Annotated in this window: 19 protein-coding genes; 16 read left to right on the top strand and 3 right to left on the bottom strand. The window is 38.1% G+C overall.

The annotated features are described in order from the left end of the window. The first annotated feature begins 181 nt into the window (after positions 1 to 181). The 13 genes from VGE44_RS01880 to VGE44_RS01820 all read left to right on the top strand — a co-directional run bounded on the left by VGE44_RS01880 (position 182) and on the right by VGE44_RS01820 (position 20,085). Positions 182 to 1,042: an AraC family transcriptional regulator gene (locus tag VGE44_RS01880; protein WP_331076068.1), complete on the top strand. Its 861-nt coding sequence runs from the start codon at positions 182 to 184 to the stop codon at positions 1,040 to 1,042. A gap of 1,319 nt (positions 1,043 to 2,361) precedes the next feature. Further along, positions 2,362 to 5,529 (top strand): TonB-dependent receptor, encoded by a 3,168-nt coding sequence (locus tag VGE44_RS01875; RefSeq protein WP_331076067.1) that lies wholly within the window; start codon positions 2,362 to 2,364, stop codon positions 5,527 to 5,529. 18 nt (positions 5,530 to 5,547) lie between these two features. Then, positions 5,548 to 7,341, top strand: a complete 1,794-nt coding sequence (locus VGE44_RS01870; protein ID WP_331076066.1) for a RagB/SusD family nutrient uptake outer membrane protein — start codon at positions 5,548 to 5,550, stop codon at positions 7,339 to 7,341. A 79-nt stretch (positions 7,342 to 7,420) separates the two neighbouring features. Then, complete coding sequence (locus VGE44_RS01865; RefSeq protein WP_331076065.1) at positions 7,421 to 8,653, top strand: Gfo/Idh/MocA family oxidoreductase; 1,233 nt, start codon at positions 7,421 to 7,423, stop codon at positions 8,651 to 8,653. Between the two features lie 31 nt (positions 8,654 to 8,684). Next, a complete protein-coding gene (locus VGE44_RS01860) occupies positions 8,685 to 10,016 on the top strand; it encodes an aspartate aminotransferase family protein (protein WP_331076064.1) in 1,332 nt (443 codons plus the stop codon). A gap of 19 nt (positions 10,017 to 10,035) precedes the next feature. Next, positions 10,036 to 11,214 carry a galactonate dehydratase gene (gene dgoD, locus VGE44_RS01855; protein WP_331076063.1) on the top strand — a complete coding sequence of 393 codons (1,179 nt, stop codon included), beginning with the start codon at positions 10,036 to 10,038 and terminating at the stop codon, positions 11,212 to 11,214. A 12-nt stretch (positions 11,215 to 11,226) separates the two neighbouring features. Next, positions 11,227 to 11,994 carry an SDR family oxidoreductase gene (locus VGE44_RS01850; protein ID WP_331076062.1) on the top strand — a complete coding sequence of 256 codons (768 nt, stop codon included), beginning with the start codon at positions 11,227 to 11,229 and terminating at the stop codon, positions 11,992 to 11,994. Positions 11,995 to 12,008: 14 nt separating this feature from the next. Then, entirely contained in the window at positions 12,009 to 13,397 is a 1,389-nt protein-coding gene (locus VGE44_RS01845) for a neutral/alkaline non-lysosomal ceramidase N-terminal domain-containing protein (RefSeq protein ID WP_331076061.1), read from the top strand. Next, entirely contained in the window at positions 13,394 to 14,965 is a 1,572-nt protein-coding gene (locus VGE44_RS01840; RefSeq protein WP_331076060.1) for an SLC5 family protein, read from the top strand. Before VGE44_RS01845 ends, VGE44_RS01840 begins: the two co-directional genes overlap by 4 nt. Positions 14,966 to 15,173: 208 nt before the next feature. Beyond that, positions 15,174 to 16,061, top strand: coding sequence for an SMP-30/gluconolactonase/LRE family protein (locus VGE44_RS01835; protein ID WP_331076059.1), 888 nt, complete (start codon positions 15,174 to 15,176; stop codon positions 16,059 to 16,061). Between the two features lie 427 nt (positions 16,062 to 16,488). Beyond that, complete coding sequence (locus tag VGE44_RS01830; RefSeq protein ID WP_331076058.1) at positions 16,489 to 16,875, top strand: DUF423 domain-containing protein; 387 nt, start codon at positions 16,489 to 16,491, stop codon at positions 16,873 to 16,875. Beyond that, on the top strand, positions 16,875 to 19,358 hold the full coding sequence (gene priA, locus VGE44_RS01825; protein ID WP_331076057.1) for a replication restart helicase PriA: 2,484 nt from the start codon (positions 16,875 to 16,877) through the stop codon (positions 19,356 to 19,358). The genes VGE44_RS01830 and priA overlap by 1 nt, the downstream gene beginning before the upstream one ends. A 70-nt stretch (positions 19,359 to 19,428) precedes the next feature. Next, entirely contained in the window at positions 19,429 to 20,085 is a 657-nt protein-coding gene (locus VGE44_RS01820) for a protein-L-isoaspartate(D-aspartate) O-methyltransferase (protein ID WP_324487915.1), read from the top strand. Positions 20,086 to 20,154: 69 nt separating this feature from the next. On the opposite strand, the gene smpB is transcribed toward VGE44_RS01820, so the two are convergent. Further along, on the bottom strand, positions 20,155 to 20,604 hold the full coding sequence (gene smpB / locus VGE44_RS01815; protein WP_324487914.1) for an SsrA-binding protein SmpB: 450 nt from the start codon (positions 20,602 to 20,604) through the stop codon (positions 20,155 to 20,157). 138 nt (positions 20,605 to 20,742) lie between these two features. Between smpB and VGE44_RS01810 the strand changes: the two genes are divergently transcribed. Then, positions 20,743 to 23,025: a TonB-dependent receptor gene (locus VGE44_RS01810; RefSeq protein ID WP_331076056.1), complete on the top strand. Its 2,283-nt coding sequence runs from the start codon at positions 20,743 to 20,745 to the stop codon at positions 23,023 to 23,025. 1 nt (position 23,026) lies between these two features. Next, the gene (locus VGE44_RS01805) at positions 23,027 to 23,482 is read left to right on the top strand and encodes a thioredoxin family protein (protein ID WP_331076055.1); all 456 of its coding nucleotides are present in this window, start codon (positions 23,027 to 23,029) and stop codon (positions 23,480 to 23,482) included. A 99-nt stretch (positions 23,483 to 23,581) separates the two neighbouring features. Here VGE44_RS01805 and VGE44_RS01800 read toward each other — a convergent pair whose 3' ends face one another. After that, entirely contained in the window at positions 23,582 to 25,456 is a 1,875-nt protein-coding gene (locus VGE44_RS01800; protein ID WP_331076054.1) for an Nramp family divalent metal transporter, read from the bottom strand. Continuing rightward, entirely contained in the window at positions 25,453 to 26,109 is a 657-nt protein-coding gene (locus VGE44_RS01795) for a metal-dependent transcriptional regulator (RefSeq protein ID WP_331076053.1), read from the bottom strand. The genes VGE44_RS01800 and VGE44_RS01795 overlap by 4 nt, the downstream gene beginning before the upstream one ends. A 138-nt stretch (positions 26,110 to 26,247) precedes the next feature. Between VGE44_RS01795 and VGE44_RS01790 the strand changes: the two genes are divergently transcribed. After that, positions 26,248 to 26,613: Lrp/AsnC family transcriptional regulator (locus VGE44_RS01790; RefSeq protein WP_331076052.1), on the top strand; the 366-nt coding region annotated here is incomplete at its 3' end.

Below are 26,613 nucleotides of genomic sequence, written 5' to 3'. Positions count from 1 at the left end.
ATCCTTATATTAGTTATATTTCTTTTCATAAATCAACAAATCAATATAAAATTCATCTGAATTACGAGATTTTAATGATGAAATGTTCTTGAGACCGTAATTTATTTGATGATATATAACTAAAATTATCCTTGTATTCAGTTCTTTTAAGGCGTTTATTATAAATTAATCAGAAATAGACATGAAGCCATTATTACTTGACGTTAAATCTTTATTAAGAGATTCTATTCATGTTAAAGAAATACATGCAGCTCAACTTGATGAGGAGTTTCATTTTCACAATGCATGTGAAATTGCATTGATTCTAAAAAGCAGTGGTAAAAGAATTATTGGCGATAATATTGAAGATTTTACTGAAGGAGACCTTACTCTAATGGGACCAAATCTTCCTCATGTAACTTATACAAATAATATCGATAGTCCTAATGTACATGCACTTGTGGTTTATTTTCATCCTGATTGGTTGACTGAATCTCATCTCAATTCAGTTGATTTTGTAAGACTTCGAGAACTATTTGAGGATATTAACAGAGGTATTAAAATACTCGGGAATACCAAGAAAAAAGTAACCCGGAGCCTTTTAAGATTAAAGGATTCAAAAGGGCTTCAGCGCATTATTACTATTCTTGAAATATTGGAGCTTATTTCTAAATCCAATGAATATGTATGCCTGGCAAGCAAAGGCTATGCAAACTCCTTCACCCATAATGATGTAAGGCGGATGGATAAAGTTTATAAATATGTAATGGAACATTTTTCAGAGGAAATTATGCTTGAAGATATTGCTTCTATTGCCAATTTAACTCCAACTGCTTTTTGTAAATTCTTTAAAACAAAGACAAATAATACCTTCTCCAATTTTGTAAATGAGGTTAGGATAGCATTTGCATGCAAATTGCTTTGTGAGGATAATCTCAGTATTTCGCAAATTTGTTTTAATTGTGGTTTTAACAATTTAACTTCTTTCAATAAGAACTTTAAGCAACATACAAAAATGGTCCCCTCTGTTTACAGAGCGAACATTAATAGAAAATATTTCTAACAGATATTGAGATAGGTGTAATTTGCTTTTTTATACTGAATTTTCTGAATGAGGTTCAAACGAGCCCTATTCCCGAATTATATTCTTTCATTTTTTATCATTTCCTAATTCTGAATTGCTTTTATAATTAGCCGAACAATTGTTTGAAGACTCCTTTATGATGCTTCATTTTGATTATTCTCATCTCATTTTAATAGTTAAAAGATAGGATAGTTTTAGTATTTAACAAATTTGAACTAATCATTAGGATCTAAAGGCTTATATCTTTGAATATAGCGAAGATTTCATCGTTCAGAAGCTAGTTTATCAGACAGGTCACGATGGTCACTGATTTCATGTTACAACAGACGTTCCAACGCCCCCTATAACGAGAAATCAACTTCCTGCATTATTCACTTAGAGATAGTACCGGATTCATTTTTATTAAATGCCAATGTAGCTGGCCTGACAGACAGAGTGGATTTCCTTACTAAAGGGAGTTTGAAGTAAAAATATTCTTGATCAGATTATAGGCATGTTCAATACTTTTTGTAATAGGCTACAATAATTAATTATCTATGTAAAGGCATCTTTTTTACTATCAAGTTGAAAGGAACCTTGTTAAATATTGCTATCGATTATCTTTAGAAATGCATGTTTTTATACAATACCTATTTGCATTGACTTCTACCTTATTTCTAAAATTCAAAATGAATCAATACAGTTTTATCCAAAAATAGTTTTGCTATTAATGTATGAATAGCTTGCTCATTTAACATTTGCGTCTTAACTAAAATAAATTTATTGTTTCACACTGTCGAAAATCTGATCATAATTCACTCTGAAATCTTCTTTTGAATTTTTCATTCTAAACTGCTCTTAAAATTCATTACAGTCTATTTATAATTTATAAAATAGAGATTTAACTGTGCCCTTGTATTTTTTTGATGATTATTTCTACTATTTCATTTTGACTTTCTTATTGAAGATTTTTTTTCTCTTCCTTTTATGTTTGAGCAGGTTATTAAAGTAATATCCGGTATTGCTTTCATCCTGTAAAAGAAATACTCTTTTGCTCAGGGTCTCAGTAACTAAATTAATAAATAGCGAAAAATGATAAAATTGTTTAAATGTTGGACAAATGATGCTTTGACTCCACTGTTTTAATTCTCAACCTTTAATCTGTAATTATTCTGATTTCAATTATAATAATTCAGAAATGATTTAACCTATTAAATAATGCAAACTAACAAGCTTTAATAGCTTTTATTTTTTTATATCACTATAATAATATTTCACAAAAACAATTAACTAGAATTTTTAAATCAAACTAATTCATTATGATTTTCACTCTACTACTCCAGAAAAGAAAAGTTTGCTTGATGTTGTTGTTCTGTATACACATGTCGTTCACTGTGTATGGACAATCGCAAATTTCAGGGAAAGTAATTTCTGCTGATGACCAGATGCCCGTCATTGGGGCCATAGTAAAAATTAAGGGTACTGTAATCGCTACGGGAACTGGACTGGATGGAACATTTTCTATCCCCGCAAGATCAACTGATATTTTGGCTGTATCTTTTATGGGTTACCAAACAGTTGAAATAACCGTTGGTAACCAGACAAATATTGCTGTTACTTTGACTCCAGCAATTGGTACTTTGGACGAAGTAGTAGTAACGGGATATGCTACACAGAGAAAGAAAGATATTGCTGGTTCGGTAGCAGTAGTTGATATGAAGGGTTTGAAATCGGTTCCATCTGGCTCTGCGATGCAGGCTCTGCAAGGCCAAGCTTCAGGGGTGAATGTGATTAGTTCTGGTGTACCGGGTGCTGCAAGCAAAATTTTAATAAGAGGTGTGACATCATTTGGAAATACTCAGCCACTCGTTTTAATAGACGGTGTCCAAGCAGATTTAAATAATGTTAGTGCTGATGATGTAGAATCTATTCAAGTGTTAAAAGACGCTGGTGCAGCAGCAATTTATGGAGTTAGAGGCTCTAATGGAGTAATTGTAGTAACTACAAAAAAGGGAAAATCTGGAGCCCCAACAATTTCTTATGATTCCTATTATGGACTTCAACAACCTAAATCAGGTGATCCATTAAACCAATTGAATTCTCAGGATTTTGCACGGTTAACAAAAGAGGTATTCCCGTTTAGTGCCTTGTTTGCCAATGGCTTGCCTGATTTTCTTTATGTTGGCCCTAATGGCGTTGGAACTGGAAAATCTGGAGATGCTGTTGTCGACCCCTCGAGATATAATTTAGATCCAAGTAATTCTGCGAATGATTATTTAATTCAAGAAGTTAATAAGGAGGGCACCGACTGGTATAATGCGATGTTCAAAACAGCTCCAATGACGAACCATAATCTTACAGCCAGTGGAGGTACCGATAAATCAAATTATCTGGCTTCATTTGGATATTTGAATCAAGAAGGTCCTATTATTGAGAGCTATTTAAAGCGGTACTCAGCAAGGGTTAATACTTCTTTCAAGGTCAAAAAAAGTATACGAATAGGAGAGAATTTGAATTTTCTATATAAACAAAATCCTGGGTTTAATAACCAAGGTGAGTTTAGTCCAATGGCCAATCTTTATAAAATGATGCCAATAATACCTGTATATGATATAAAGGGGAACTATGGCGGAACCAGAGTTGGTCCTGAATTAGGTAGTGATTCAAATCCGGTGGCAAGCCAGTATCGGAGGATGAATAATAGAAGTAATAATTGGAATGTTGTTGGTAATGTGTATGCTGAAATAGATTTCTTAGAACATTTTACAGCACGTACCAGTTTTGGGGGTTCTATAGATAATGGGTATAACCAGAATTTCAATTTTACTGCTTATAATGATAAACAAGGATTTAATAACCCGAACAACTATAGTGAAAATTCAAGTTATAATTCTTCTTCAATTTTAACAAATACTTTAATTTATAATAACTTGTTTGGTAAGCATCAAGTTAATGGATTAATTGGTTCTGAAGCTATTAGAAATTATGGAAGAGGAGTTGGTGGAGGTGTACAGAGATTGTTTTCAACAAATTTTGATTACCTGGTACTCAATAACGGGACTTTAAATGTTACAAATTTTAGCAATGCTTATGAAAACACTTTGTTCTCACTATTTGCCCGGTTGGATTATGCATTCAATGATAAATATCTTTTAGGGGTTACCCTTCGCCGGGATGGGTCTTCCAAATTTGGCTCAGAGAAGCGATATGGAATATTTCCTTCATTCTCTGCTGCATGGAGAGTGACCAATGAAAATTTCATGAAGGATATTAACTGGTTGAATGACCTAAAAATAAGAGGTAGTTATGGGATTTTAGGATCTGATAACAACGTAAACGCAGCAAATGCCTTCACCTTATTTGGTGGTGGGTTTGGTAATGCATATTATGATATCAATGGTACAAGCAACAGTATTACTCAAGGCTTCTTTCAAACTAATATAGGGAATCCTCAAACAAGTTGGGAAAGTAATATAGTTTCGAATGTTGGCTTTGATGCTACTTTATTTAACAACAAAATTGATTTTTCAATGGAATACTTTAAAAAATCAATAAATGGCTTGTTGTTTCCACAACCATTACCTGCATTGGCTGGAGGTGCTACACCCCCTACAGTCAATATCGGTGATATTCAAAATACAGGATTTGATATAACTGTTGGATATCGGCAAAACATTAATAATAATTTGCAGTTTAACGTTAATACAAATATTACAACATATAAAAATACAGTGATGGACATTCCTGGTCCGGGTTATTTTGAGACGGGTAGCCAACAACAGTTGGGAAATATGGTACGAAATCAGGAGGGCCAGGCAGTAAGCTCCTTCTTCGGATATGAGGTATTAGGCCTTTTTCAAAATGATGCGGAGGTGACGGCCTCTCCAACTCAAACAGGAGCTGCCCCAGGTCGTTTCAAGTATAAAGATTTAAATGGTGACAACAAAATAGATGCAAATGATCGTACGTTTCTAGGGAGTCCAAATCCTGATTTTACATATGGAGTAAATCTTGGCTTTAATTATAAAGGTTTTGATTTTTCGACTATGTTTTATGGTACGCAAGGGAATGAAAATATTAATACGATAAAGGTCAATACTCATTTTTTTGGTACTTATACGGGTGGAAAGAGTAAAGATTTGTTGAATGCCTGGACCCCGCAAAATACTGGTTCAAACATTCCTAAAGTTGAAAGTGCAAATAACTTCAGCACATCCAGAGTATTAAATACATTTTTTGTTGAGGATGGTTCTTACCTGAGATTAAGGTCATTAATATTAGGCTATACCTTAAAGCCCTCATTATTGCAAAAATACGGAATAAATAAACTAAGGGTCTATTTGCAAGGGGCCAATTTATTTACTGCTACAAAATATTCTGGACTAGATCCTGAATTGGGTGGTAATAGTTCGGGATTTGGAATAGATTACGGAAATTATCCTAACGATATAAGGAATTTACTTTTCGGTATTAATCTCTCTTTTTAACATTTAAAATTAAGAACCATGAAAATTTTAAGATATAATTTGATCCTTCTTGCGTGTTTATCATCTTTTTCTGTATTGTATTCTTGTAAAAAGGACTTTTTGGAAAAAGGAGCTATAGGCTCTACAAGTGAAACCACCTTATCTACCAAAGCTGGTGTTGATGCATTATTGATTAGTACTTATTCCTTACTTGATAATGGAGGTACAGCGGGGGGGGGATGGCCATCTGGGAAGTGGGTATTTGGAGGTGTATGTTCAGATGATGCACATACAGGTACAGAAGCTGGGGCATTACAACCAATTCCATCTTTTGAGAGCTATACGCATGATGCTACCCTTTTTCCGCTAAATGATAAATGGAGGTTTTTCTATTCCGCAATCCAGCGGGCAAATGATGTTTTACGAATACTACCTAAAGTTCCTAGTTCATCTATAACATCTGAACAATCAAAACAAATTAGAGCTGAGGCGGTTTTTTTAAGAGCTGTATACCATTTTGAAGCGGCGATAATGTGGAAAAATATTCCATTCGTTGACGAAAATGTAAGTTTTGAAAAGGGTAATTACAACATAGACAATAAAACACCGATATGGCCAAAAATTGAAGCTGATTTTCAATTCGCTGCAACAAATTTGGCAGCAACCAGCCCAAATGCAGGAAGGGCTAACAGTTGGGCAGCTAAAGCCTTTTTAGCAAAGACCTATATGTTTCAGCGTAAATTTACTGAAGCCAGGACTCTTTTGAATGATATAATTGCGAACGGTGTGACAACAAATGGTAAAAAATATGCCCTGCTTTCTCAATATCATGACAATTGGGTGCCTTCCAAAAAAAACAATGAGGAATCTGTTTTTGCAGTTCAAATGTCAGTAAATGATGGTGCCGGTGGCGCTAATGGTACTGTCGCTAATGGTGAAGGCTATGCGGGGCCTTATGGTGGACCTTATCCAACTTTCGGGTTTTATCAACCTTCTTTCAGTTTAGTTAACTCTTTCAAAACTGATCCCGCTACAGGTTTGCCGTTATTGAATACCTTTAACGATTCAAATGTTACGAATGACCAGGGTTTAAGCTCCTCAGCTCCATTTACACCATATACCGGTACTTTAGATTCGAGATTAGACTGGACAGTTGGTAGGAGAGGTATTCCATTATTGGATTGGGGTATTATGCCGGGGCAATCCTGGGTCAGGCAGCAAAGTGTTGCAGGACCCTACTTACACATAAAAAATACAAATCCCAAATCAGAACCTGGAGCCCGGGAAAATTCTAGTACTGCAGTTAATTATCATATGATACGTTTTGCAGATGTTTTATTATGGGCAGCCGAAGTGGAGGTAGAAGTTGGTAGTTTAGCTCAAGCAGAAATATATGTTAATCGGGTAAGGGCACGTGCAGCAAATCCAGCAGGATGGCTTTATTCTTACAATGATAATAGAGATCCAGGAAAGGGCTTTTCAAATATACCAGCAGCCAATTATAAAGTAGGGCTTTACAATGGTCAATTTGTTCAAAATGGTCAGTCCTTTGCACGTGAATCAGTTCGTTTTGAAAGAAAACTTGAACTTGCAATGGAAAATCATCGATTTTTTGATCTTCAGCGATATGACAATGGTACTGGCTATATGGCCGATATATTAAACGCCTATATAAAGCATGAAACCACCATTTCGGGGTATAATTTTGGATATATGATAGGTGCTAAATTCACTAAAGGGAAAAATGAAATATTCCCTATCCCACAAGCTCAGATTGATTTGAGTGTTGTAGATGGAAAACAACCTCTTTTACAACAAAACCCAGGTTATTAGAATAGGATCATATGAATTATTTTGATTATTAACAATGTAGTAAAATAGTATAGTTTATAAATATGTTAAAATATAAAATATGAATAAGATAGAACAATCACTTAATAGGCGTAAGTTTATTAGCATGGCAGGGATAGGTGCTACTGCCTTAGCAATTGCACCACGTTATACATTTGGTGAAATCCCAAACTCTGACCGTAAAATTCGTGTAGGAATAATAGGAGGAGGATTTGGAGCAAGTTTTCATTTTCACGAACATCCAAATTGTATTGTTGAAGCAGTCAGTGATCTCCGTGTAGATAGACGAGAGATTCTAATGAAAACCTATAAATGTTCTAAGAGTTATGAATCACTAGAGAATCTTCTCTTGGACCCCAAAATTGAAGCTGTGTTTATCGCAACTCCGGCACCTGACCACGCCAGGCATGTAATTTCTTCACTGAAAGCTGGTAAACATGTGCTTTGTGCAGTTCCTGCCGCAATGACGCTTGAAGAGTGTGCTGATATTCTGAATACTGTTCAAAGAACAGGACTTACTTATATGATGGCTGAAACAACTGTTTACCAACAAGGAGTAATATCTGCTAAGAAGTTTTATAAAGAAGGTAAATTTGGGAATATATTCAGCGCTGCAGCTGAATATAATCATCCAGGTCTTGAGACATTGTTTTTTGACAATAAGGGTAAGCCTACTTGGCGTCATGGTTTACCTCCTATGAATTATCCAACACACAGCACAGCATTCCTGATTGCGGTTACCGGGGAAAGGTTAACCCATGTTAGTGCTATGGGCTGGGGAGATGATAGTCCTCTACTTAAGAATAACCCTTATAAAAATCCTTTTTGGAATGAGACTGCATTCTTTAAAACAAATCGTGGTAATCCATTTCGAGTTGAAGTAAATTGGAAGGGTGCACTGCAAGGAGCCGAACGTGGAGAATGGAGAGGCGATAAGATGAGTTTTTACTATCCTCAAGGAGAGAATAAAGAATATATAGTTGTTAAGGTTGCCGATAAAATTGGCCAGGATGATGCCGGATTTAAGCGGGAAGAAAATATTGTTGAACCTTATAAGGTGCCTTTATGGTGGCAGACGGATATGTTGCCTGAGCCAATGAGGCATAATAGTGGTCATAGCGGATCGCATACCTTTATTACTCATGAGTTTATTGATTCTCTGGTTAATAATAGACAACCAGAAGTGAACATATATGAGGCACTGGCCTATACGGCACCTGGAATTGTTGCACACCAGTCCGCACTTAAGGATGGAGAGCATATGAAAATCCCTAGTTTTGATAAGATTAAATGATAATAGGGTATAAGCCCACGATAAAGAATAAATGAATACTTGGCCAAAATCTTTAGAACTATTAAAAAAAAATGAGAAATGGATACCCGGTGGGGTTGTTTCATTAAATCGTAAGTCTGATCCTAATATATGTTTCTCAAAAGGGATTGGTAGTAAGGTGTGGGATATTGAAGGGAATGAATATATTGATTACCAGGCAGGATTTGCAGCGGCATTCTTAGGGCACAATGATCCTGATGTAAATAATGCAGTTAAAGAATCTCTTGATAACAATACTATCCTGATGGGGGCTGGCCCAACTGATCTTGAAGGCCAGCTGGCAGAGTTGTTTTGTCAATGTGTACCAACCATTGAGCAGATTCAGTTAACAACAACAGGATCTGAGGCAACCTATCATGCTATCCGAATTGCCCGTGCAGTAACAAAACGAGATCATGTGATTATTATGCAGGGGGGGTATAATGGCTGGCATAATGATGTTGCAGGTAATGTAATAAGTAACCTTAGTGATATCGGAGCAAGAGTGAGTCCTGGTGAGTATCCCTTTGACAGCTTATCTGCAGGAATTCCCCAGAGTCATAAATCACTAGTCCATGTGGTTAATTATAATGACTTGGATTCTATCAGTTATGTCATGAAACGATACCCGGTCGCTTGTATCATATTAGAGCCAATATTGCAAAACATTGGGATTGTAAAACCCCTGCCTGGATACCTTGAGGGGTTAAGGAAATTGGCAGATGAGGATGGCTCTCTTCTTGTTTTCGACGAAGTAAAGACAGGTTTCAGACATGCTCTTGGTGGATATCAAAGTATTTGCGAGGTGACTCCGGATCTTAGTACATTCGGAAAAGCCGTAGCAAATGGCTATCCTATGGGTGTGATTGGTGGAAAAAAGAAGTTTATGGATTATTTTGTACGCCCGGAAAAATCCGAGCGTGTCCTTATTGCTGGTACCTTTAATGCTCATCCTTTAATTAGTATTGCAGCAATTGCAACACTCCAAAAACTTGCTTCACCCAAACATAAAGTATATGAGCATGTAAACAAACTTGGAGAAAGGCTTGAACAAGGCTTGACTGAAATTTTCAACAGATATGATTCGCCTTTTTATGTGGCACGGGAAGGATCTGCGTTCTGTGTTTACTTTATGGATCATGCTCCTGTAGATTTCCATGATATTGCAATGAACAATAATTTTGCCTTTGATAAGGAATATCGGCTTAAGCTAATTGAAAAAGGGATATTTAATTTCCCACTACCCATTAAACAAGGTAGTATTTCTTTCGCCCACAGTATCAGGGATATTGATGAAACCCTAGAGAAGACACAATCTGTAGTTAGTGATTTATTAAAAAATTAATTTGACATAATATTAAGAAATGAAAATCACAGCTATAGAAACATTGGTTTGCCATGCAAAAATGCGAAATTGGATTTTTGTTAAAGTATTAACCGATCAGCCTGGTTTATGGGGATGGGGTGAAGCAACACTAGAATGGCATACACGTTCTGTAGTCGGAGCGATAGAAGACATTTCTCAATTGCTTGTTGGTGAGGATCCGAGACGAATTGAACATCTCTGGCAAATGATGTACCGTCAGCATTTTTGGCATGGAGACAATATTGTTAGAGGTACAGCAATAAGTGGTATTGATATTGCTCTTTGGGATATTCTTGGAAAAATCCATCAAGTACCTTGTCACCAGCTTTTGGGTGGGCGGGTCAGAGATTATATCCGACTATACTGTCACTTAGGTGGCGGAAAAATGGAAGATTTTTACCAGACCAAACCAGATGATGCAAAACGATTTGGAGAGCTGGCACAGAAAGCAGTTGAAGATGGTTTTACTGCATTTAAATCAATGGCTGTGCCCGAAACCATGCCTTTGGAAGGATTGAGGCCAATCCTATATGCCGAGGCCTGTGTAAAAGAAATGCGCGAAGCTGTTGGCGATGATATTGATATAATGGTTGATTGCCATGCACGTCCCAGCCCAAGAATGGGTATGCAATTCGCAAAAGTTCTTGAACCTTATGGACTTTATTTTTTTGAAGAACCCTGCTGGCCTGAATCGATTGAGGATATTGCATTAATTCAGCGCGCTGTAAAAACGCCTATTGCATCAGGTGAGCGCCTTGTAGGTATACATGCTTTTCGCGAATTATTCGAAAAGCGTGCAGTTAGTGTTGTTCAGCCTGACATTACCCACTGTGGCGGAATAAGCGAAGCAAGGCGTATAGCTGCTATGGCAGAAGCTTATCGGGTTGCAGTGGCTCCACATAACCCTCAGGGGCCAGTAAGTACTGCTGCTTCCTTAGAATTCGGATTTGCTACACCTTCATATATTATATGTGAAAATGTTCACAATGATGTACCATGGCGAGAGGATGTAGTAAGTGAAGGTTATGTTGTAGAAAAGAAAGGCAGAATTGTACGTCCTGGTATGAGACCTGGTTTGGGCATTGAAATAAATGAAGAGGAATTAAAAAAACATCCGTTTCAGCAAGAAGTTCTGCAAAGAACTTTTTATAAGGATGGAAGTGTTGGTGATTGGTAATTTTAGTTTTTAATGGAGAAATTATTTGAAAATAAGACCGTTTTGATTAGCGGAGGTTTAGGAGATATTGGCTTTGCTATTGCTTTAGAATTCGCTAAGCATGGTGCTAATGTTGCCCTCTGTGATTTGACACCTGTGCACCTTGTATCAGAGGTACTAAATAAATTAAAACAGTGGGGTATTTTAAGTACCTATCATCAGGTGGATGTAACGGATGCAAAAGCAGTAAATGATTGGGTAATTGAAATTGAGAATACAACGGGTCTAGCAAGTATTATTATTCCTAATGCTGCGACTGTAACTCTTGCTGGTATACAGGACGTTACCTCCGACCAATGGTCCAAGGAACTTCGTGTTAATTTAGACGGAGCCTTTCATTTAGCTCAAAGTGCCACAAACCGTCTCCTTTATCATAAACAACCTGGAAGGGTGGCCTTCATTGGTAGCTGGGCAGCTTATACTCCGCATATACATATTCCTGCTTATTGTGTTGCCAAAGCAGGGTTGAGAATGCTTTCAAGGTGTATGGCTCTTGAGCTTGCCCCATTTGACATTCTAGTTAATGAACTTGCACCGGGCTATGTTGAAGCTGGTCTATCGGGTGATCTCTGGAAAAATGATCCCGGAGCAAGTGAAATAGCTCTTCAGAAAGTTCCTGTCGGGAGAGTCATGAGTGCACAACAAGTTGCAGAACAAGTTCTTTTAATGTGTCATCCAAATAATGTTCACATGACTGGAAGCACAATACTTATGGACGGAGGATTATCACTCAGGTCCTGATTTCAAATCTACGTATGCATAATTCAAATTATAATACTCACAGGAACCCTTCTTTTTTTGGTTTGATTGGCATATCAAAGGAGGATATTACGCCTCCTATAGGAATTTATGCCCGGAACTGGGGAGCTGCCCTAGATGATGTAGCAGAGGGAATACATAAACCTTTAATGCTTGTTTGCATGACTTTTCAAACAAGCAAGAATGAGAAACCACTAGTTTTAATATCAGCAGATCTTGGTTGGTGGAAGAGCGCTGATGATGAATTATTTGTTCGAAATGGTATACTAAAAACCATGGGGCTTGAACCATGGCAGTTAATGATCTGCCTTTCCCATACTCATGCAGGTCCTAGTCTTTCCAGTGGAGATCGAGTAAAAAATGGTGGAGAATTCATAGAGCCTTATCTTCTTAGGATTCAACAAATTGCTATAAATTCTATTAAGTGTGCATTGGCTACAACAGTACCCGCAACTTTGAGTTGGCTTTATGGAAAATGTAGCCTGGCTACTAACCGCGATTTACAAGAATTTGGCAATAACAGAATGGTCGTGGGGTTTAATCCTGAAAAAGATGCTGATGATACTTTACTGGTAGGCAGAATAAGTGATCAAGATGGAAGAGTTATGGGAACTATTGTTAACTATGCTTGTCATCCAACAACTCTTGCATGGGAAAATAGATTAATATCACCAGATTACATCGGTGCAATGAGGGAGATTGTAGAAGCAAAAACGACAAATGCTCCATGCTTGTTTTTGCAGGGGGCTTCCGGAGATCTTGCCCCATCTGAACAATATGTTGGAGATCCAACAATTGCCGATGCATATGGAAGACAGATTGGCTATGCAGTGTTAGCAACTTTGGAAGCAATGTTACCACCTAATACAGAACTTGTTTTTGATAAAGTTGTAGAATCAGGGGCTTCGGTAGCGGTTTGGAAGCAATCACAGTATACCCCATCAACAATCCTTTCATCTGAAATGATTAATGTAGAATTTCCTTTAAAACCTCTTCCCTCTTTGTCTAACATACAACAAGAGTGGAAAGAATGTGAGGATCGTGTTCTTAAAGAAAGATTATGGCGAAAGCTAAATATTCGAAAAGCTGTTGGGGACAAAGACCATGCAAGCGTTCCTCTATGGATTTGGCGTCTCGGAGATACTTTTCTGGTTGGACAGCCGAATGAACCATATTCTGATTACCAAATTAAACTACGTAAATCATTTCCTCAATATGCTGTAGGAGTAGTGAATGTTGCGAATGGGTATTTAGGTTATCTCCCTGTCTCTGAAATGTATGATCAAGATGCATATTCAGTTTGGCAAACACCCTTTGAAAAGGGATCTCTAGAGTTACTCATTAAAACAACTAAGGATAATCTGCAAAAAATGATTAAAACATGAACCTGAATCTCACAGCACTGGATGCTTCTATCTTTGTAATTTATATTCTGGGTGTGATTGCTTTGGGGATACATGCATCCCGGAAAGGGAATAAAACCAAACGTGATTATTTTTTAGCAGGCGATAAACTACCATGGTGGATGATTGGGGGTAGTATAATTGCCTCAAATATCAGCAGCCATCATTTGGTAGGTGCTATGGGAGTTGCCTATACCCGGGGGTTCGTCGCAATCGCTATGGAGTGGGGAGCTATTTTGATAGGATTTAATGCCTTGTTATGGATATTTCTTCCATTTTATATTCGAAATGGTTTTTATACCATGCCTGAATTTTTGCAAAAGCGGTTTGGTGGAGGTGCACGTACCATTTATTCAATTCTAGTTTTATTAACATATATTTTTGTTGAAATAGGTGCCGTGTTATACTTTGGAGCACTTTCATTACATTCATTGCTAGGTATACCAATGATGAATAGTATTATAGTTTTGGCGATTGCTACTGGAATTTACACTATTGCTGGTGGATTGCGGGCGGTTATCTGGACCGAAATGCTTCAACTTATTGTTTTGGTCATGGGAGGGATAGCCTTAACAGTGGCAACTTTAAATGCTGCCGGAGGGGTATCATCAGTGATAGAATCTTCTAAGGACTGGGATCTGATTTTACCTGCAAATGATCCTGACTTTCCTTGGACTATGTATTTGGGAGGATTGTTATGCATAAGTGTATTTTATTGTGCGACTAATCAATTCATTGTTCAGCGTACATTGGCAGCAAAAAATGAATGGCATGCTCGTATGGGTGTAATCTTTGGAGATTACCTAAAATTTTTAATCCCACTAATCATTACTATACCTGCACTTGTAGCTCCTAAATTGTTTCCGAATCTTGAGAAGCCTGATCTTTTGTTCCCAACTCTGGTAGAAAATCTATTGCCATCTGGACTGGTAGGTTTGGTTATGGCTGGTCTGATTGCTGCTGTAATGTCACATCTTTCAGGTGCAATCAATTCCTGCACCACTATCCTAACTATGGATGTTTATCTTCCTTATTTTAAATCTAATGCTAGTGAATATGAGTCGGTTAGGTTTGGAAGAATATCGGGTATAATTATTATAATTTTGGGGATTTCATGCACAGGGATTTTAGTTCTTCATTCAGATAAACCTGTTTTTCTTTATTTACTAAATGCATATGGATTATTTACGCCCGGGATTGCTACAATGTTCCTTTTGGGTATTTTATGGAAAAGAACTTCACATGCGGGAGCACTTACAGCAGGAATATTGACGATCCCCTTATCATTGTTAATTGAGTTTTTGTTCCCTGATATGCCCTTCTTTAATCGGACTGGTATAGTTTTTTGGACTTGTATGTTAACTTGCGTGGCAGTAAGCCTTTTAACTAAACCAAAAACAGAGGTAGAATTACAGGGTTTAATTTGGAATCGTGATAGTTTGTCGCTATTACCTTCAGAACGTGAACAACAAAAGGGCTTACGTAACCCTTTTATCTGGTGGGCAATAGTTACTGCTATGGTGTTATATTTTTATATCAGATATGCTTAGTATATAGAAATGCATTTTAAATTGTCGACTCTTTATTCCTCCTGATTTTTATGTCTAATTTTTCATAGCCGATAATTGCACCAACCGCTATGAATAACAACTAGTGTTAAAAGCGAAATTAAGCCAGCTTGAATAACTTTTTATCTATCCCGAAATGTAGTTTTTGTTGGTGAGGCAGAATTAAATTTGTACGGAGATATTTTGAACTATGGTAATAAATGAAATCTGGCAACTTGTTGGTGAACATTCTTGTCAACTCGGTGAAAGTCCGCTTTGGGATGCAATCAATGGAAGAATTTTATGGGTAGACATACTTAAAGGTAATGTTCATCAGTATGAACCTGGAAGCGAAATTTACAAAATTTTCAGTTCCAATTTAATGATTGGTGCAATTGCATTATGTAGATCAGGATTGCTGATTGCGGCCACTCAGAATGGATTCGCATTAATTGATCTTAAAAAGGAAAATTTGGTCGAGATAGTAGATCCTGAAAAGCACTTAAAGAATAATCGTTTTAATGACGGAAAATGTGATCCTGCTGGAAGGTTTTGGGCTGGTACAATGTCAGTTGTTGATACCCCGGAAGCTGGTAGCTTATATACTTTAGAAACTGATTTTTCAGTCTCTGTCAAAATTCGGCGAATAGGCTGTTCTAACGGTATTGCATGGAGTCCTGATGGAAACTTAATGTATTATATAGACACCCCCACCCGTCAAGTGGTATCTTTTGATTTTGATATTATTAATGGTGGAATAAGCAATAAAAGGGTTATTATTAAGATCCCAGAAACAGATGGATTTCCTGACGGGATGACAATAGATTCAGATGGAATGTTGTGGATAGCATTGTGGGGTGGTTATAGAATTGCCAGATATAACCCTCTTTCAGGAGAAATGATGCACAATTTTCGACTCCCGGTTTCACAGATAAGTTCATGTACTTTTGGAGGTGAGAACTTGCAAGATCTATATATCACAACAGCAAAAACTGGTTTACAGCCTCATGAAATAAAAAAACAGCCACTTGCTGGACGACTTTTTGTAATTAAAAATTCAGGATTCCAAGGCTTAAATGCATCAAAATTTACTGATTGATTTTAGTAAAATGTGTTGCTAGTGGGGTTTTAGCGTTGTTAGAAAGGAATGATAGTATGAAGGATTTACCACATAGGTTTATTTTTATTCTGATGTAATAATGATATTGTTGAATATTAAGTAATTAATTATTTCAGCAGGTAGATTCTAGATCAAGCATAAGCAAAATTATAATTAATCAATCCATAGCCTTTTTAGTGATTAATACGACCAATTTGAAATGTTTTTTGATTTTTTAAAGTTGAAAACTCGTTGATTTTTTAAATTATTAGTCCTGCGATACAAATATCCTTTTGTCTTACTTACTTTATCTGATTAATTCTGATAGCACACAAGTAGTTGATTCGAAAGTGTATACATAATTTACCATCAAAGTACTTGTAAACTAAAGTCAATAAGGGTATTTTTAGCAATCTAATCTAACATTATGAACAAACGGGTAATTATTATCGCTTCTGTGTTTGGCATTCTGGCTGTTATTTTAGGTGCTTTCGGTGCTCATGCCTTAAAATCTCTTCTTGATCCGGCCGGATTGGAGGTTTGGAAAACTGCTGTAAGTTATCACTTCTATCATACACTTGCCTTGCTTTTCGTTTCAATTCTTCCTGCAAGCAATAGCAGAGCCGGAAACCTGGCTGCCTGGTTCTTTTCTCTCGGAATTCTGCTTTTTTCTGGTTCTTTATATCTTATTTCTACAAAAGAAATACTGAATATCACACAGCTTTCGGTACTTGGACCGATTACTCCAATCGGAGGTTTGTTTTTTATTCTGGGTTGGTTTAGCCTGATTTTCGTCGCAATAAAGGGTAAATAATGCTTGAGTTTAATGAAACAAATGGCATTGAAAGGAAAACTCTTTTCATAGAGGTAGTTCTTCCATTAGCGATACCTAAAACCTATACGTATCGGGTACCTTCAGAAATGACCGGGGCTATTTCAACCGGGAAGCGTGTAGTTGTTCAATTTGGACGGGCCAAGATCTATACCGCAATTGTTTATAAGGTATCAGAAACTCCACCGGAACTTTATGAGGCTAAATATATCATTGATGTACTTGATGATGTGCCTATTGTAAATGACTTTCAGTTGAAGTTATGGAAATGGATGTCGGAATATTATCTCTGTCATATCGGTGAGGTGATGCAGGCTGCGCTGCCTTCTGCACTGAAACTGGCTAGTGAAACCCGTGTCATCCTGAATCATTCAACAGAGTTCGATAAGTCAGAACTTTCTGATAAGGAGTTCCTGATTATTGATGCCCTCGATATTCAATCAGAACTTAAGGTAAGTGATATCAGTAAATTACTCGGACAAAAGACAGTTTTTCCAATACTCAGAACTCTTTTTGAGAAGAATATTATCATAATTTCTGAAGAAATTACTGAGAAGTTTAAACCCAAAAAGAAGTCATTTATTAGCCTTCATCCCCAATATAAAGATTCCGAAAACCGCAGGGCTTTATTCGAAATTCTTGAAAGGGCACCAAAGCAGCTGGAACTTTTGCTGGCTTATTTTAAGCTTGAGAAGCAGCAAAATGAAATTTCCAAGCCCGATCTGCTGGAAGTCAGTGGAAGCAGTCCGGCGGCATTAAAAACCCTGATTGATAAGGAGATTTTTGTGCAGGAAGATAAAGTGGTGAGTCGCCTCAGCGCTGAGGAACTCGAAACCCTGCATGATTTTAAATTGAATGATGCCCAGGAACTTGCATTGGAAGAGATCAGAGAGCAATTGAAAGAGAAGGATGTTGTTTTGCTTTATGGCGAAACATCTTCCGGCAAAACTCAAATCTATATCCGACTGATTGAGCAAATGCTGCTTGAAGACAAGCAAACATTGTATCTTTTGCCTGAGATTGCCTTGACCACCCAGCTTATTGAACGTTTGCGTGAACATTTTGGAGGGCAGATTGGAGTTTATCATTCCCGCTTTAATGATAATGAGCGGGCAGAAGTCTGGCAGAAAGTTTTAAAAGGTGAGTATAAAATGATTCTGGGGGCCAGATCATCTATTTTTCTGCCATTTAAGGATCTGGGACTGATCATCGTCGACGAAGAGCATGAATCTTCTTACAAACAATATGACCCTGCTCCGCGGTACCATGCAAGGGATACTGCCATCTTTCTTTCACATTTGCATGGTGCTAAGATAGTTTTAGGCTCAGCAACTCCGAGTTTGGAGAGTTTTTATAATGCGAAGATTAAAAAATATGGTTTTGTAACCTTAAAAGGCAGATATGGTGGAGTAAAACCTCCTGTAATTGAAGTGGTGAGTATAGCTGAAGAAACCAAACGGAAAACAATGCAATCGCATTTTACCACAGTTCTGGTAAATGAAATTAAAGCGGCATTATCCCGTAAGGAGCAGGTGATTCTTTTTCAGAACCGTCGTGGATATACTCCTGTTTTACTTTGTACTACCTGCGGATATACTCCCAAATGCATCAATTGTGATGTAAGTCTTACTTTTCATAAGAGTAGTGCAAAACTACATTGTCACTATTGCGGATATAAGCAGGATGTTTTGCAAGCCTGTCCTGCCTGCGGTTCAACCCGGATAGAGCAGAAAGGTTTCGGTACCGAAAAGATAGAAGATGAACTGCAGCGTATCTTTACGGATGCAAAAATTGCCCGTATGGATCTCGACTCCACCCGTACCAGAAATAGTTTTCAGATCCTGCTCAATGATTTTGAAGAGGGTAGGATCGATATTCTGGTGGGTACCCAAATGGTTGCCAAAGGACTCGATTTTGGAAATGTAAGTACTATCGGGATTATCAGTGCCGACAGCATGTTAAATTATCCTGATTTTCGGGCATTTGAACGAAGTTATCAGATGTTAGCACAGGTCTCCGGACGGGCAGGAAGGCGTGCGAAACAGGGCAAGGTTATTATTCAGGCTTATGATACCAGCCATCGTATCATTAGCCAGGTGATCCGGGGCGATTATGAGGAGATGTTTGATACTGAAATTCTGGAGAGGAGAAATTTTCACTACCCACCGCTTTACCGTCTTATACAATTGGATGTGAAGCATAAAGATCTTTCTAAACTGGCGATTATTTCAGATTCTTTGGCCAAAGTTTTAAGATCGCAGTTTGGCGACCGGGTACTGGGACCAGAAGCACCTCTGATCAGCCGTATCAGGAATTATTTTATTCAGACCATTTTGATTAAGGTTGAGAAGGAAGGGGTATCGGTACAGAAGATCAAAGATGCATTACAGAATATTCTCAGAAACTTCGATTCACAGCCCTCAAACAAGGGTGTTTACATTCATATTGATGTAGATCCTTATTGAAATTATTCCTTTAATTTATTCTCATTTTTATTTTAAAAAACTGCCTTCATAAGACTATTTTTGAAGAGCAATGGCACATAAATTAGTAGATAGCTACCGCGAAAAGGGAGCCCGCAAAAAGTTAGTTGAATTACTCAGAGACAGAGGCATAGCCGATGAAAAAGTATTAAAAGCAATTGGAAAAGTCCCGAGACATTATTTTTTTGACGAAACATTCTGGACTCAAGCCTATAAAGACATTGCCTTTCCAATTGGCGACGGACAAACAATCTCCCAGCCCTACACCGTGGCCTACCAGACCGAACTTTTACACATCAAACCTGGTGACAAAGTGCTTGAGATTGGCACTGGTTCAGGTTATCAAACCTGTATTCTACTGGAACTTGGGGCAAAAGTGTACACCATCGAACGTCAGGAAAATCTTTACAAACGAACCAGTCAGGTTTTGCCCCATATTGGCTATCATGCTGAATTCTTTTTCGGTGATGGTTCAAAAGGGATTGCTGAGCATGCCCCTTATGATAAGATTATTGTGACCGCAGGAGCCCCGCTGGTGCCTGAAATTATGCTTAAACAATTAAAAATTGGAGGAATTCTGGTTATTCCTGTTGGCGATGAGAATTCTCAAAAAATGATTACTGTGCTCAGAGTAAGTGAAAAGGACTATGAGCGGATCTCATTGGATACGTTTAGATTTGTGCCACTGGTGGGGGAAAAAGCGTGGTAATTAATTGACAGTTGACAATTGACAATTGATAATTCGTAATCAATAATTCGTAATTGATAATTCGTAACTCTATCGTTTCATCGCCCTGCTCATCTCCAGTTTTGCATCCCTGTCCTTGAGTGTTTCGCGCTTATCGTAGATCTTTTTACCCTGTGCTAAGCCGATCTCAAGTTTGGCAAATCCCCGTTCTGAAGTGAAGATTTTTAATGGGATAATGGTAAAGCCTTTTTCCTCAATTTTTGTCCGGAGTTTAGCTATTTCCTTTTTGTTCAGAAGTAAGACCCTGTCGCGCTTAGCCTCATGATTGTAAAAGGAACCATGCGAATACTCAGCGATTTGCATATTCCTGACATAGAGATTGCCATCAAAAAAAGTACAGAATGCGTCGTTGATATCAGCCTTGCCCTCACGTATCGATTTTATTTCAGTGCCGAGCAATTTTATACCGGCTGTATAGGTCTCAAGTATGTGATACTCGAAATACGCTCGCTTATTCTTGATATTTATTCCACCCGACATAAGTGCAAATATCCGAAAGAAAATCCATAACCGGAATTTTTCATGTTTAGAGTTTATTCAAAATATTTTTTAAGATTGATAAAATAATATTTTTAGATTAATCTAAATTTGTATTTTTGTGAATCTAATATTTAATAAATGAGGTTATTTATTCTGTCAATTATACTATTCGGGATTGCTTTAACGGCAAAAGCGCAGACGTCCGTCGTAGGCGGATGGATCAGATCTGGACAGAAACCAGTAGCCTTTGCTTCAATAAAAGTCCTCAACAGCAATATAGGAACAACAAGTGACTCCCTCGGTAAGTATTCTATGAAGCTTAACGCAGGTAAATATGTCTTAAACATTTCAGCCTTAGGTTACAGTTCACTCAAAAAAGAACTTATACTCAGGGAAAACGAAAGGGTAGATCTGGATCTTGATTTAGAAGAGTCGGGATCAGTTATTGAAGAGTTTGTAGTAACCGGAACCATGAAAGAGGTCAGCAGACTGGCAAGCCCGGTGCCTGTTGAAGTATACAGCCCTGCATTCTTCAGGAAGAATCCAACACCCTCTGTTTTTGATGCTTTACAAAATGTAAATGGAGTCAGGCCGCAGTTAAACTGTAATATTTGCAATACCGGTGATATCCATATAAATGGTCTCGAGGGTCCGTATACGATGATTCTGATAGATGGTATGCCTATCGTCAGTGGCCTTTCATCGGTTTATGGCCTTTCTGGTATACCTAATGCTTTAATTGAGCGTGTAGAAATAGTCAAAGGGCCTGCTTCATCACTCTATGGCTCCGAAGCGGTTGGTGGTTTAATTAACATCATTACTAAGAAGCCTCAAAATGCGCCGGCATTTTCAGGGGATGTATTTTCAACTTCATGGGGAGAGTTAAATACCGATCTTGGTTTTAAGTTTTCGGCAGGGAATAAAGCTGAAGTACTTACAGGGATCAATTATTTTAAATATGGAAACCGGATCGATAATAATAAGGATCTTTTTACGGATGTAACCCTTCAGGACAGGATTTCAGTGTTTCAGAAATGGAATTTTAACAGAAAGGAAAACAGGCAGTTCAGTCTGGCGGCAAGATATAATTATGAGGACCGCTGGGGTGGTGATATTGGTTGGGATAAGACTTACAGGGGAGGAACAGAGCGATATGGAGAGAGTATATACACCAACAGGTGGGAAATGCTGGGAACCTATCAGCTTCCCTTAAAAGAATCTGTTATGTTTTCCTGGTCTTTGAATGACCACGATCAGAATTCGGTTTATGGGAATACCATTTATGATGCAAGGCAAAAGATCGCATTCGGACAATTGAGCTGGGATAAAAAACTAAAAACTCATGATCTGCTGGTCGGAACTGCCCTCAGATATACGATGTATGATGATAATACTCCTGCAACAGCATTACTGAACGGACTTAATAAGGCAGATAAGGTATGGCTTCCGGGCATCTTTGTGCAGGATGAAATTGCCCTTGCAGAGAAACATAAACTTTTGCTTGGAATGAGATACGACTATAACTCCATCCATGGCAATATTCTAACTCCGAGATTTGCATACAAATGGATGCTTAATGAGAATAATATTCTCCGTTTAAATGCAGGTACGGGTTTCAGGGTAGTAAGTTTGTTTACCGAGGAACATGCTGCTCTTACAGGCTCAAGGGAAGTGGTGGTTACAGAACAGCTGAAACCGGAAAGAAGTTATAATGCAAATCTGAACTTTATAAAAAAGATCTATTTTAAAAGCGGAAGTTTCATAGGTATCGATGCTTCTGCCTGGTATACCCATTTTAATAACCAGATCATTCCTGATTATTTAAGCAACCCTAATCAGATCATTTACAGTAATTTGCAGGGGTATGCAGTCTCACGTGGTTTGAGTGCTAATTTTGATATGACATTTACAAACGGATTAAAGATTATTGCCGGAACTTCCCTGCTGGAAGTGTTTTCTAAAAATAAAACATCTGGTAAGAAAATCCGGCCATTTCTTAATGAAAAGTGGACCGGTACCTGGGGGATTTCATACAAACTCGAAAACCTGAATCTCGGACTCGATTACACCGGAAATATTTATGGTCCCATGCTCTTGCCACGTTTAAGCAATTCGGATCCCCGCAGTGGAGCATCCCCGGTATGGAGCCTGCAAAATATACAATTTACCTATACTGGCTTGAAAAAGATCGAGCTTTATGGGGGTGTAAAAAATTTACTAAACTGGACGCCGGGTAAGAGTGAGCCATTTTTAATTGCACGAAGTAATGATCCTTTTGATAAGGAAGTCCAGACTGATGCTTCCGGAAATGTAATTCCGAGTCCGGCGAATCCTTATGCTTTAACATTTGACCCCGGATATGTTTATGCTCCCAATCAGGGGATCCGGGGGTTTCTGGGTGTGCGTTTAATCATCAAATAAGATGCTAAGGATATTGATCATATTCATTTTTGTGCTGGTTCAGGTGTCAGAACTGTCGGGACAAAATCGCATTGTTAAATTTGAAGAGATCAAAACTTTACAGGAGAAAGCACCAAAACCCTTAGTAGTGCTCATCATGACTGGCTGGTGCAAATACTGTCATGCAATGAAAAACACGATGACCAAAGACAACAAGGTCGCTGTACTCTTGAGTGAGAAATTTTATACTGTATTTCTGGATGCGGAGGATAAGAATGATATATTTTTTGCCGGGAGAGTCTTTAAAAATAAAGCCGGACTACATGAACTGGCCAGAGAACTGGGTACGATAAAAGGTCAGATTTCCTATCCTTCAATTGCGGTTCTTAATGTTAAGAACGAGATTATTTACCAGCACGATGGATTCCTATCACCCCGGATTATGTTAAGTATTCTTGAAAAAGTAGCAGAAAACTAACAATTATTCCCGTTTTCCATTCTCCAAGCCCAAGCCCATTTCCCATTTCCTATTTCCCATTCCCTATTACCTACTCCCTATTACCTATTTCCAATTCCCTCACTTCACAATCATAATCGGAATATTCACATTATGGCGAACCGTATCGACAGTGGTTCCAAAGATCAGATCGCTGATACCCTTATGTCCGTGAGCACCCATTACCAGAAGATCCAGATTCTTCGCTTTCACCAGTTCTGATATCGCCTTCGCCGCAGTTCCATAACCGATTTCAATATGAGCCTGGTAGCCCAGATCTTTTAGATTTTGCTGATATTTTTCAAGGTTGTCGGTATCACTTTGCGTTTCATGATCAAGTACTTTTTCGCCATGAAATCTGGCCGCGGCGGTTTCAACAATATGGATCAGGTAGTAATCAGCACTTTTTCCGCCCTGTATTAATGCATGCCGAAAAGTATTTCTGTCATTCTTAGAAAAATCGACTGTGATACCGATCTTTTTATACTCCACCTGTTCAAGTTCTCCGATTTCAAGAGCCTCTCCATGCGGAACATTGGATATTTTGCGCTCATATTTTCTGAAAAAGGGCATTAGAAATACATAGAGCAATAATATGCCAATAGTTATGGCTAAAGGAATTACAAGCAAATAAATCCACAAAACGCTAACGGTTGTGCTGCTCAGCCAGCTACCAATCTCCTCAATTACAAGCTGCACATTCAGGCTTACTATGATTAGGGCAGATAACCATGCCAAAATTTTAACCCAGGGTTTGATTGTGTACTCCTTCATCTTTGCCCGGTCGGAGTTGAAGTGAATCAGAGGAATTACTGCAAAGCCGAGTTGCAAACTCAGAACAACCTGACTTAATATGAGTAAACTGCCTAAAGCTTCTTCCCCAAAGAACATTATTGTAAAGAATGCCGGTATAATTGCGAGCAATCGTGTCAGTAAGCGCCTGATCCAGGGCTGTATCCTTAGATTCAGGTGTCCCTCCATCACGATCTGCCCTGCAAGTGTTCCTGTGATTGTAGAGCTCTGTCCGGATGCGATCAGGGCAATAGCAAACAGGGTAGGGGCTAGAGAACCAAAAATATTATCCAGTAATTTATAGGCATCCTGAATTTCGGCAACCTCAAACAAACCGTTTTTATAAAATGCGGTCGCAGCCAGAATCAGAATTGCAGCATTCACGAAGAATGCAAGATTTAAGGCAATTGTTGTATCGATCAGGTTGTATTTCAGGGAGTCTTTGATTCCTTTGGCAGTACGTTCAATTTTTCTTGTCTGTACCAGGGAAGAATGCAGATAAAGATTATGAGGCATTACTGTTGCTCCAATGATTCCAATTGCAATGTAAAGTGCATTTCCTGATAACATAGATGGTGCAAATCCACTCAATACTTCACCAATTAAGGGTTTAACAATGAACATTTCAGTTAAAAAGGAAACTCCGACAATAAACACCATTGATACGATGAAGACCTCCATCATTCGCATCCCCTTATTCATCAAAAAGAGCAGCAGAAAGGTGTCCAGAATGGTGATTGAGACTCCCCAGATCAGTGGAAGACCAAAAAGCAGGTTTAATCCGATAGCCATTCCAATAATCTCCGCCAGGTCGCAGGCTATGATGGCAATTTGTGCGAGTACATAAAGCGGGTAATTGACATATGATGGATAGGTATTTCTCGATGCCTGTGCCAGGTCGAGTCCACGGACGATTCCTAATCTGGCACTAAGTGATTGAAGCAATAATGCCATCAGGTTAGACATTAGCAATACCCAGATCAGTTTATAGCCAAACTGACTACCTCCGGCAATATCTGTGGCCCAGTTACCAGGATCCATATAACCCACACTGACCAAATAAGCCGGGCCTATAAAAGCCATCAGCTTACGCCATCCTGTTTTACCTGAAGTAATTACCGAACCGTGAACTTCACTCAGCGATTCTGAATTCTTATTACTCATAGAATTACCAATATATTTTTTGCAACCTCACGGCTGATTGTCCGCTCAGTTTTCTGATCAATTGTGAGCATGATCGACCCGTCAAATTCAATCAGTTCTGAAATAATTATTTTTGTCCCTAAGGTTAACCCCAGCTTTTCCAATAGTTTCAGAAAAACAGATGAATGTTCACTCACTCCCGAAACAGTGCCGCTTTCGCCAGTCTGCATATCAGATATCTTAACCAGTTTTTTATGGTTTATCAGGCCTGATCTGTCAGGAATGGGGTCGCCATGAGGGTCGGCTACCGGATTCCCGAGAAAGTCATCCAGGCGGTTTATCAGCGTTTCAGAATTGATGTGTTCCAGCTCTTCTGCTATATCATGAACTTCATCCCATTTAAATCCAAGCTTTTCAACCAGAAAAACCTCCCATAAACGGTGCTTTCTGATGATATTCACAGCCGCATTTATTCCGGTGCTTGTTAATGTAACTCCCTGATATTTAATGTAATTGATTAGTTTCTTTTCAGCCAGTTTTTTCAGCATATCGGTAACCGAAGCGGCCTTGGTACTGGTCATTTCAGCAATCTGGTTTGTACTGACTGCCATCGTGTTTCCTTCACTCAGGTGATAGATAGCTTTCAGGTAGTTTTCTTCTGTAAATGAGTGCATAAGCTTAAAAATTAAACAAATCTAATATTTTATTTAGATTAATCTAAAAATATCATCATAAAATATATGACTATTTTATAGACATTTTTTAAAATAAAATTTGGCTAATGCTTTTTATACTTTACTTTTGAGCTTATTATGGCAATAGAACTGGATAAAATAGATCTGAGAATCCTTAAGATTCTTCAGGAAAATGGTAGGATTACCAATTTGCAACTTTCTCATGAAGTAGGTCTATCACCGGCACCAACCCTCGAACGTGTCAGAAAACTGGAGCAGGCTCATTATATCAAGAGCTATCATGCACTGGTTGATGAAGAATTACTGGGTTTGGGTATAAAAACCTTTATTCAGATCCAGCTTGATTTTCATAAGAATAATACCATCCAGGTTTTTTTGGAGGAAATCGATGCGATCAAAGAGATCACTGAATGTCATCATGTTACCGGTCAGTGTGATTTCCTGCTTAAGGCCTATGTCAAGGATATTAAATCATACGAGCGC

Origin of the sequence: Daejeonella sp. (assembly GCF_036405355.1) — a bacterium.
Lineage (GTDB): Bacteria > Bacteroidota > Bacteroidia > Sphingobacteriales > Sphingobacteriaceae > Daejeonella.
The sequence above is the reverse complement of the archived record's forward strand: the minus strand, read 5'-3'. Positions and strand labels throughout refer to the sequence as shown.

Coding starts and splice junctions, on each gene's coding strand:
- VGE44_RS01880 (WP_331076068.1), top strand. CDS start 182: ATGAAGCCATTATTACTTGACGTTAAATCTTTATTAAGAGATTCTATT.
- VGE44_RS01875 (WP_331076067.1), top strand. CDS start 2,362: ATGATTTTCACTCTACTACTCCAGAAAAGAAAAGTTTGCTTGATGTTG.
- VGE44_RS01870 (WP_331076066.1), top strand. CDS start 5,548: ATGAAAATTTTAAGATATAATTTGATCCTTCTTGCGTGTTTATCATCT.
- VGE44_RS01865 (WP_331076065.1), top strand. CDS start 7,421: ATGAATAAGATAGAACAATCACTTAATAGGCGTAAGTTTATTAGCATG.
- VGE44_RS01860 (WP_331076064.1), top strand. CDS start 8,685: ATGAATACTTGGCCAAAATCTTTAGAACTATTAAAAAAAAATGAGAAA.
- dgoD (WP_331076063.1), top strand. CDS start 10,036: ATGAAAATCACAGCTATAGAAACATTGGTTTGCCATGCAAAAATGCGA.
- VGE44_RS01850 (WP_331076062.1), top strand. CDS start 11,227: ATGGAGAAATTATTTGAAAATAAGACCGTTTTGATTAGCGGAGGTTTA.
- VGE44_RS01845 (WP_331076061.1), top strand. CDS start 12,009: ATGCATAATTCAAATTATAATACTCACAGGAACCCTTCTTTTTTTGGT.
- VGE44_RS01840 (WP_331076060.1), top strand. CDS start 13,394: ATGAACCTGAATCTCACAGCACTGGATGCTTCTATCTTTGTAATTTAT.
- VGE44_RS01835 (WP_331076059.1), top strand. CDS start 15,174: ATGGTAATAAATGAAATCTGGCAACTTGTTGGTGAACATTCTTGTCAA.
- VGE44_RS01830 (WP_331076058.1), top strand. CDS start 16,489: ATGAACAAACGGGTAATTATTATCGCTTCTGTGTTTGGCATTCTGGCT.
- priA (WP_331076057.1), top strand. CDS start 16,875: ATGCTTGAGTTTAATGAAACAAATGGCATTGAAAGGAAAACTCTTTTC.
- VGE44_RS01820 (WP_324487915.1), top strand. CDS start 19,429: ATGGCACATAAATTAGTAGATAGCTACCGCGAAAAGGGAGCCCGCAAA.
- smpB (WP_324487914.1), bottom strand. CDS start 20,604: ATGTCGGGTGGAATAAATATCAAGAATAAGCGAGCGTATTTCGAGTAT.
- VGE44_RS01810 (WP_331076056.1), top strand. CDS start 20,743: ATGAGGTTATTTATTCTGTCAATTATACTATTCGGGATTGCTTTAACG.
- VGE44_RS01805 (WP_331076055.1), top strand. CDS start 23,027: ATGCTAAGGATATTGATCATATTCATTTTTGTGCTGGTTCAGGTGTCA.
- VGE44_RS01800 (WP_331076054.1), bottom strand. CDS start 25,456: ATGAGTAATAAGAATTCAGAATCGCTGAGTGAAGTTCACGGTTCGGTA.
- VGE44_RS01795 (WP_331076053.1), bottom strand. CDS start 26,109: ATGCACTCATTTACAGAAGAAAACTACCTGAAAGCTATCTATCACCTG.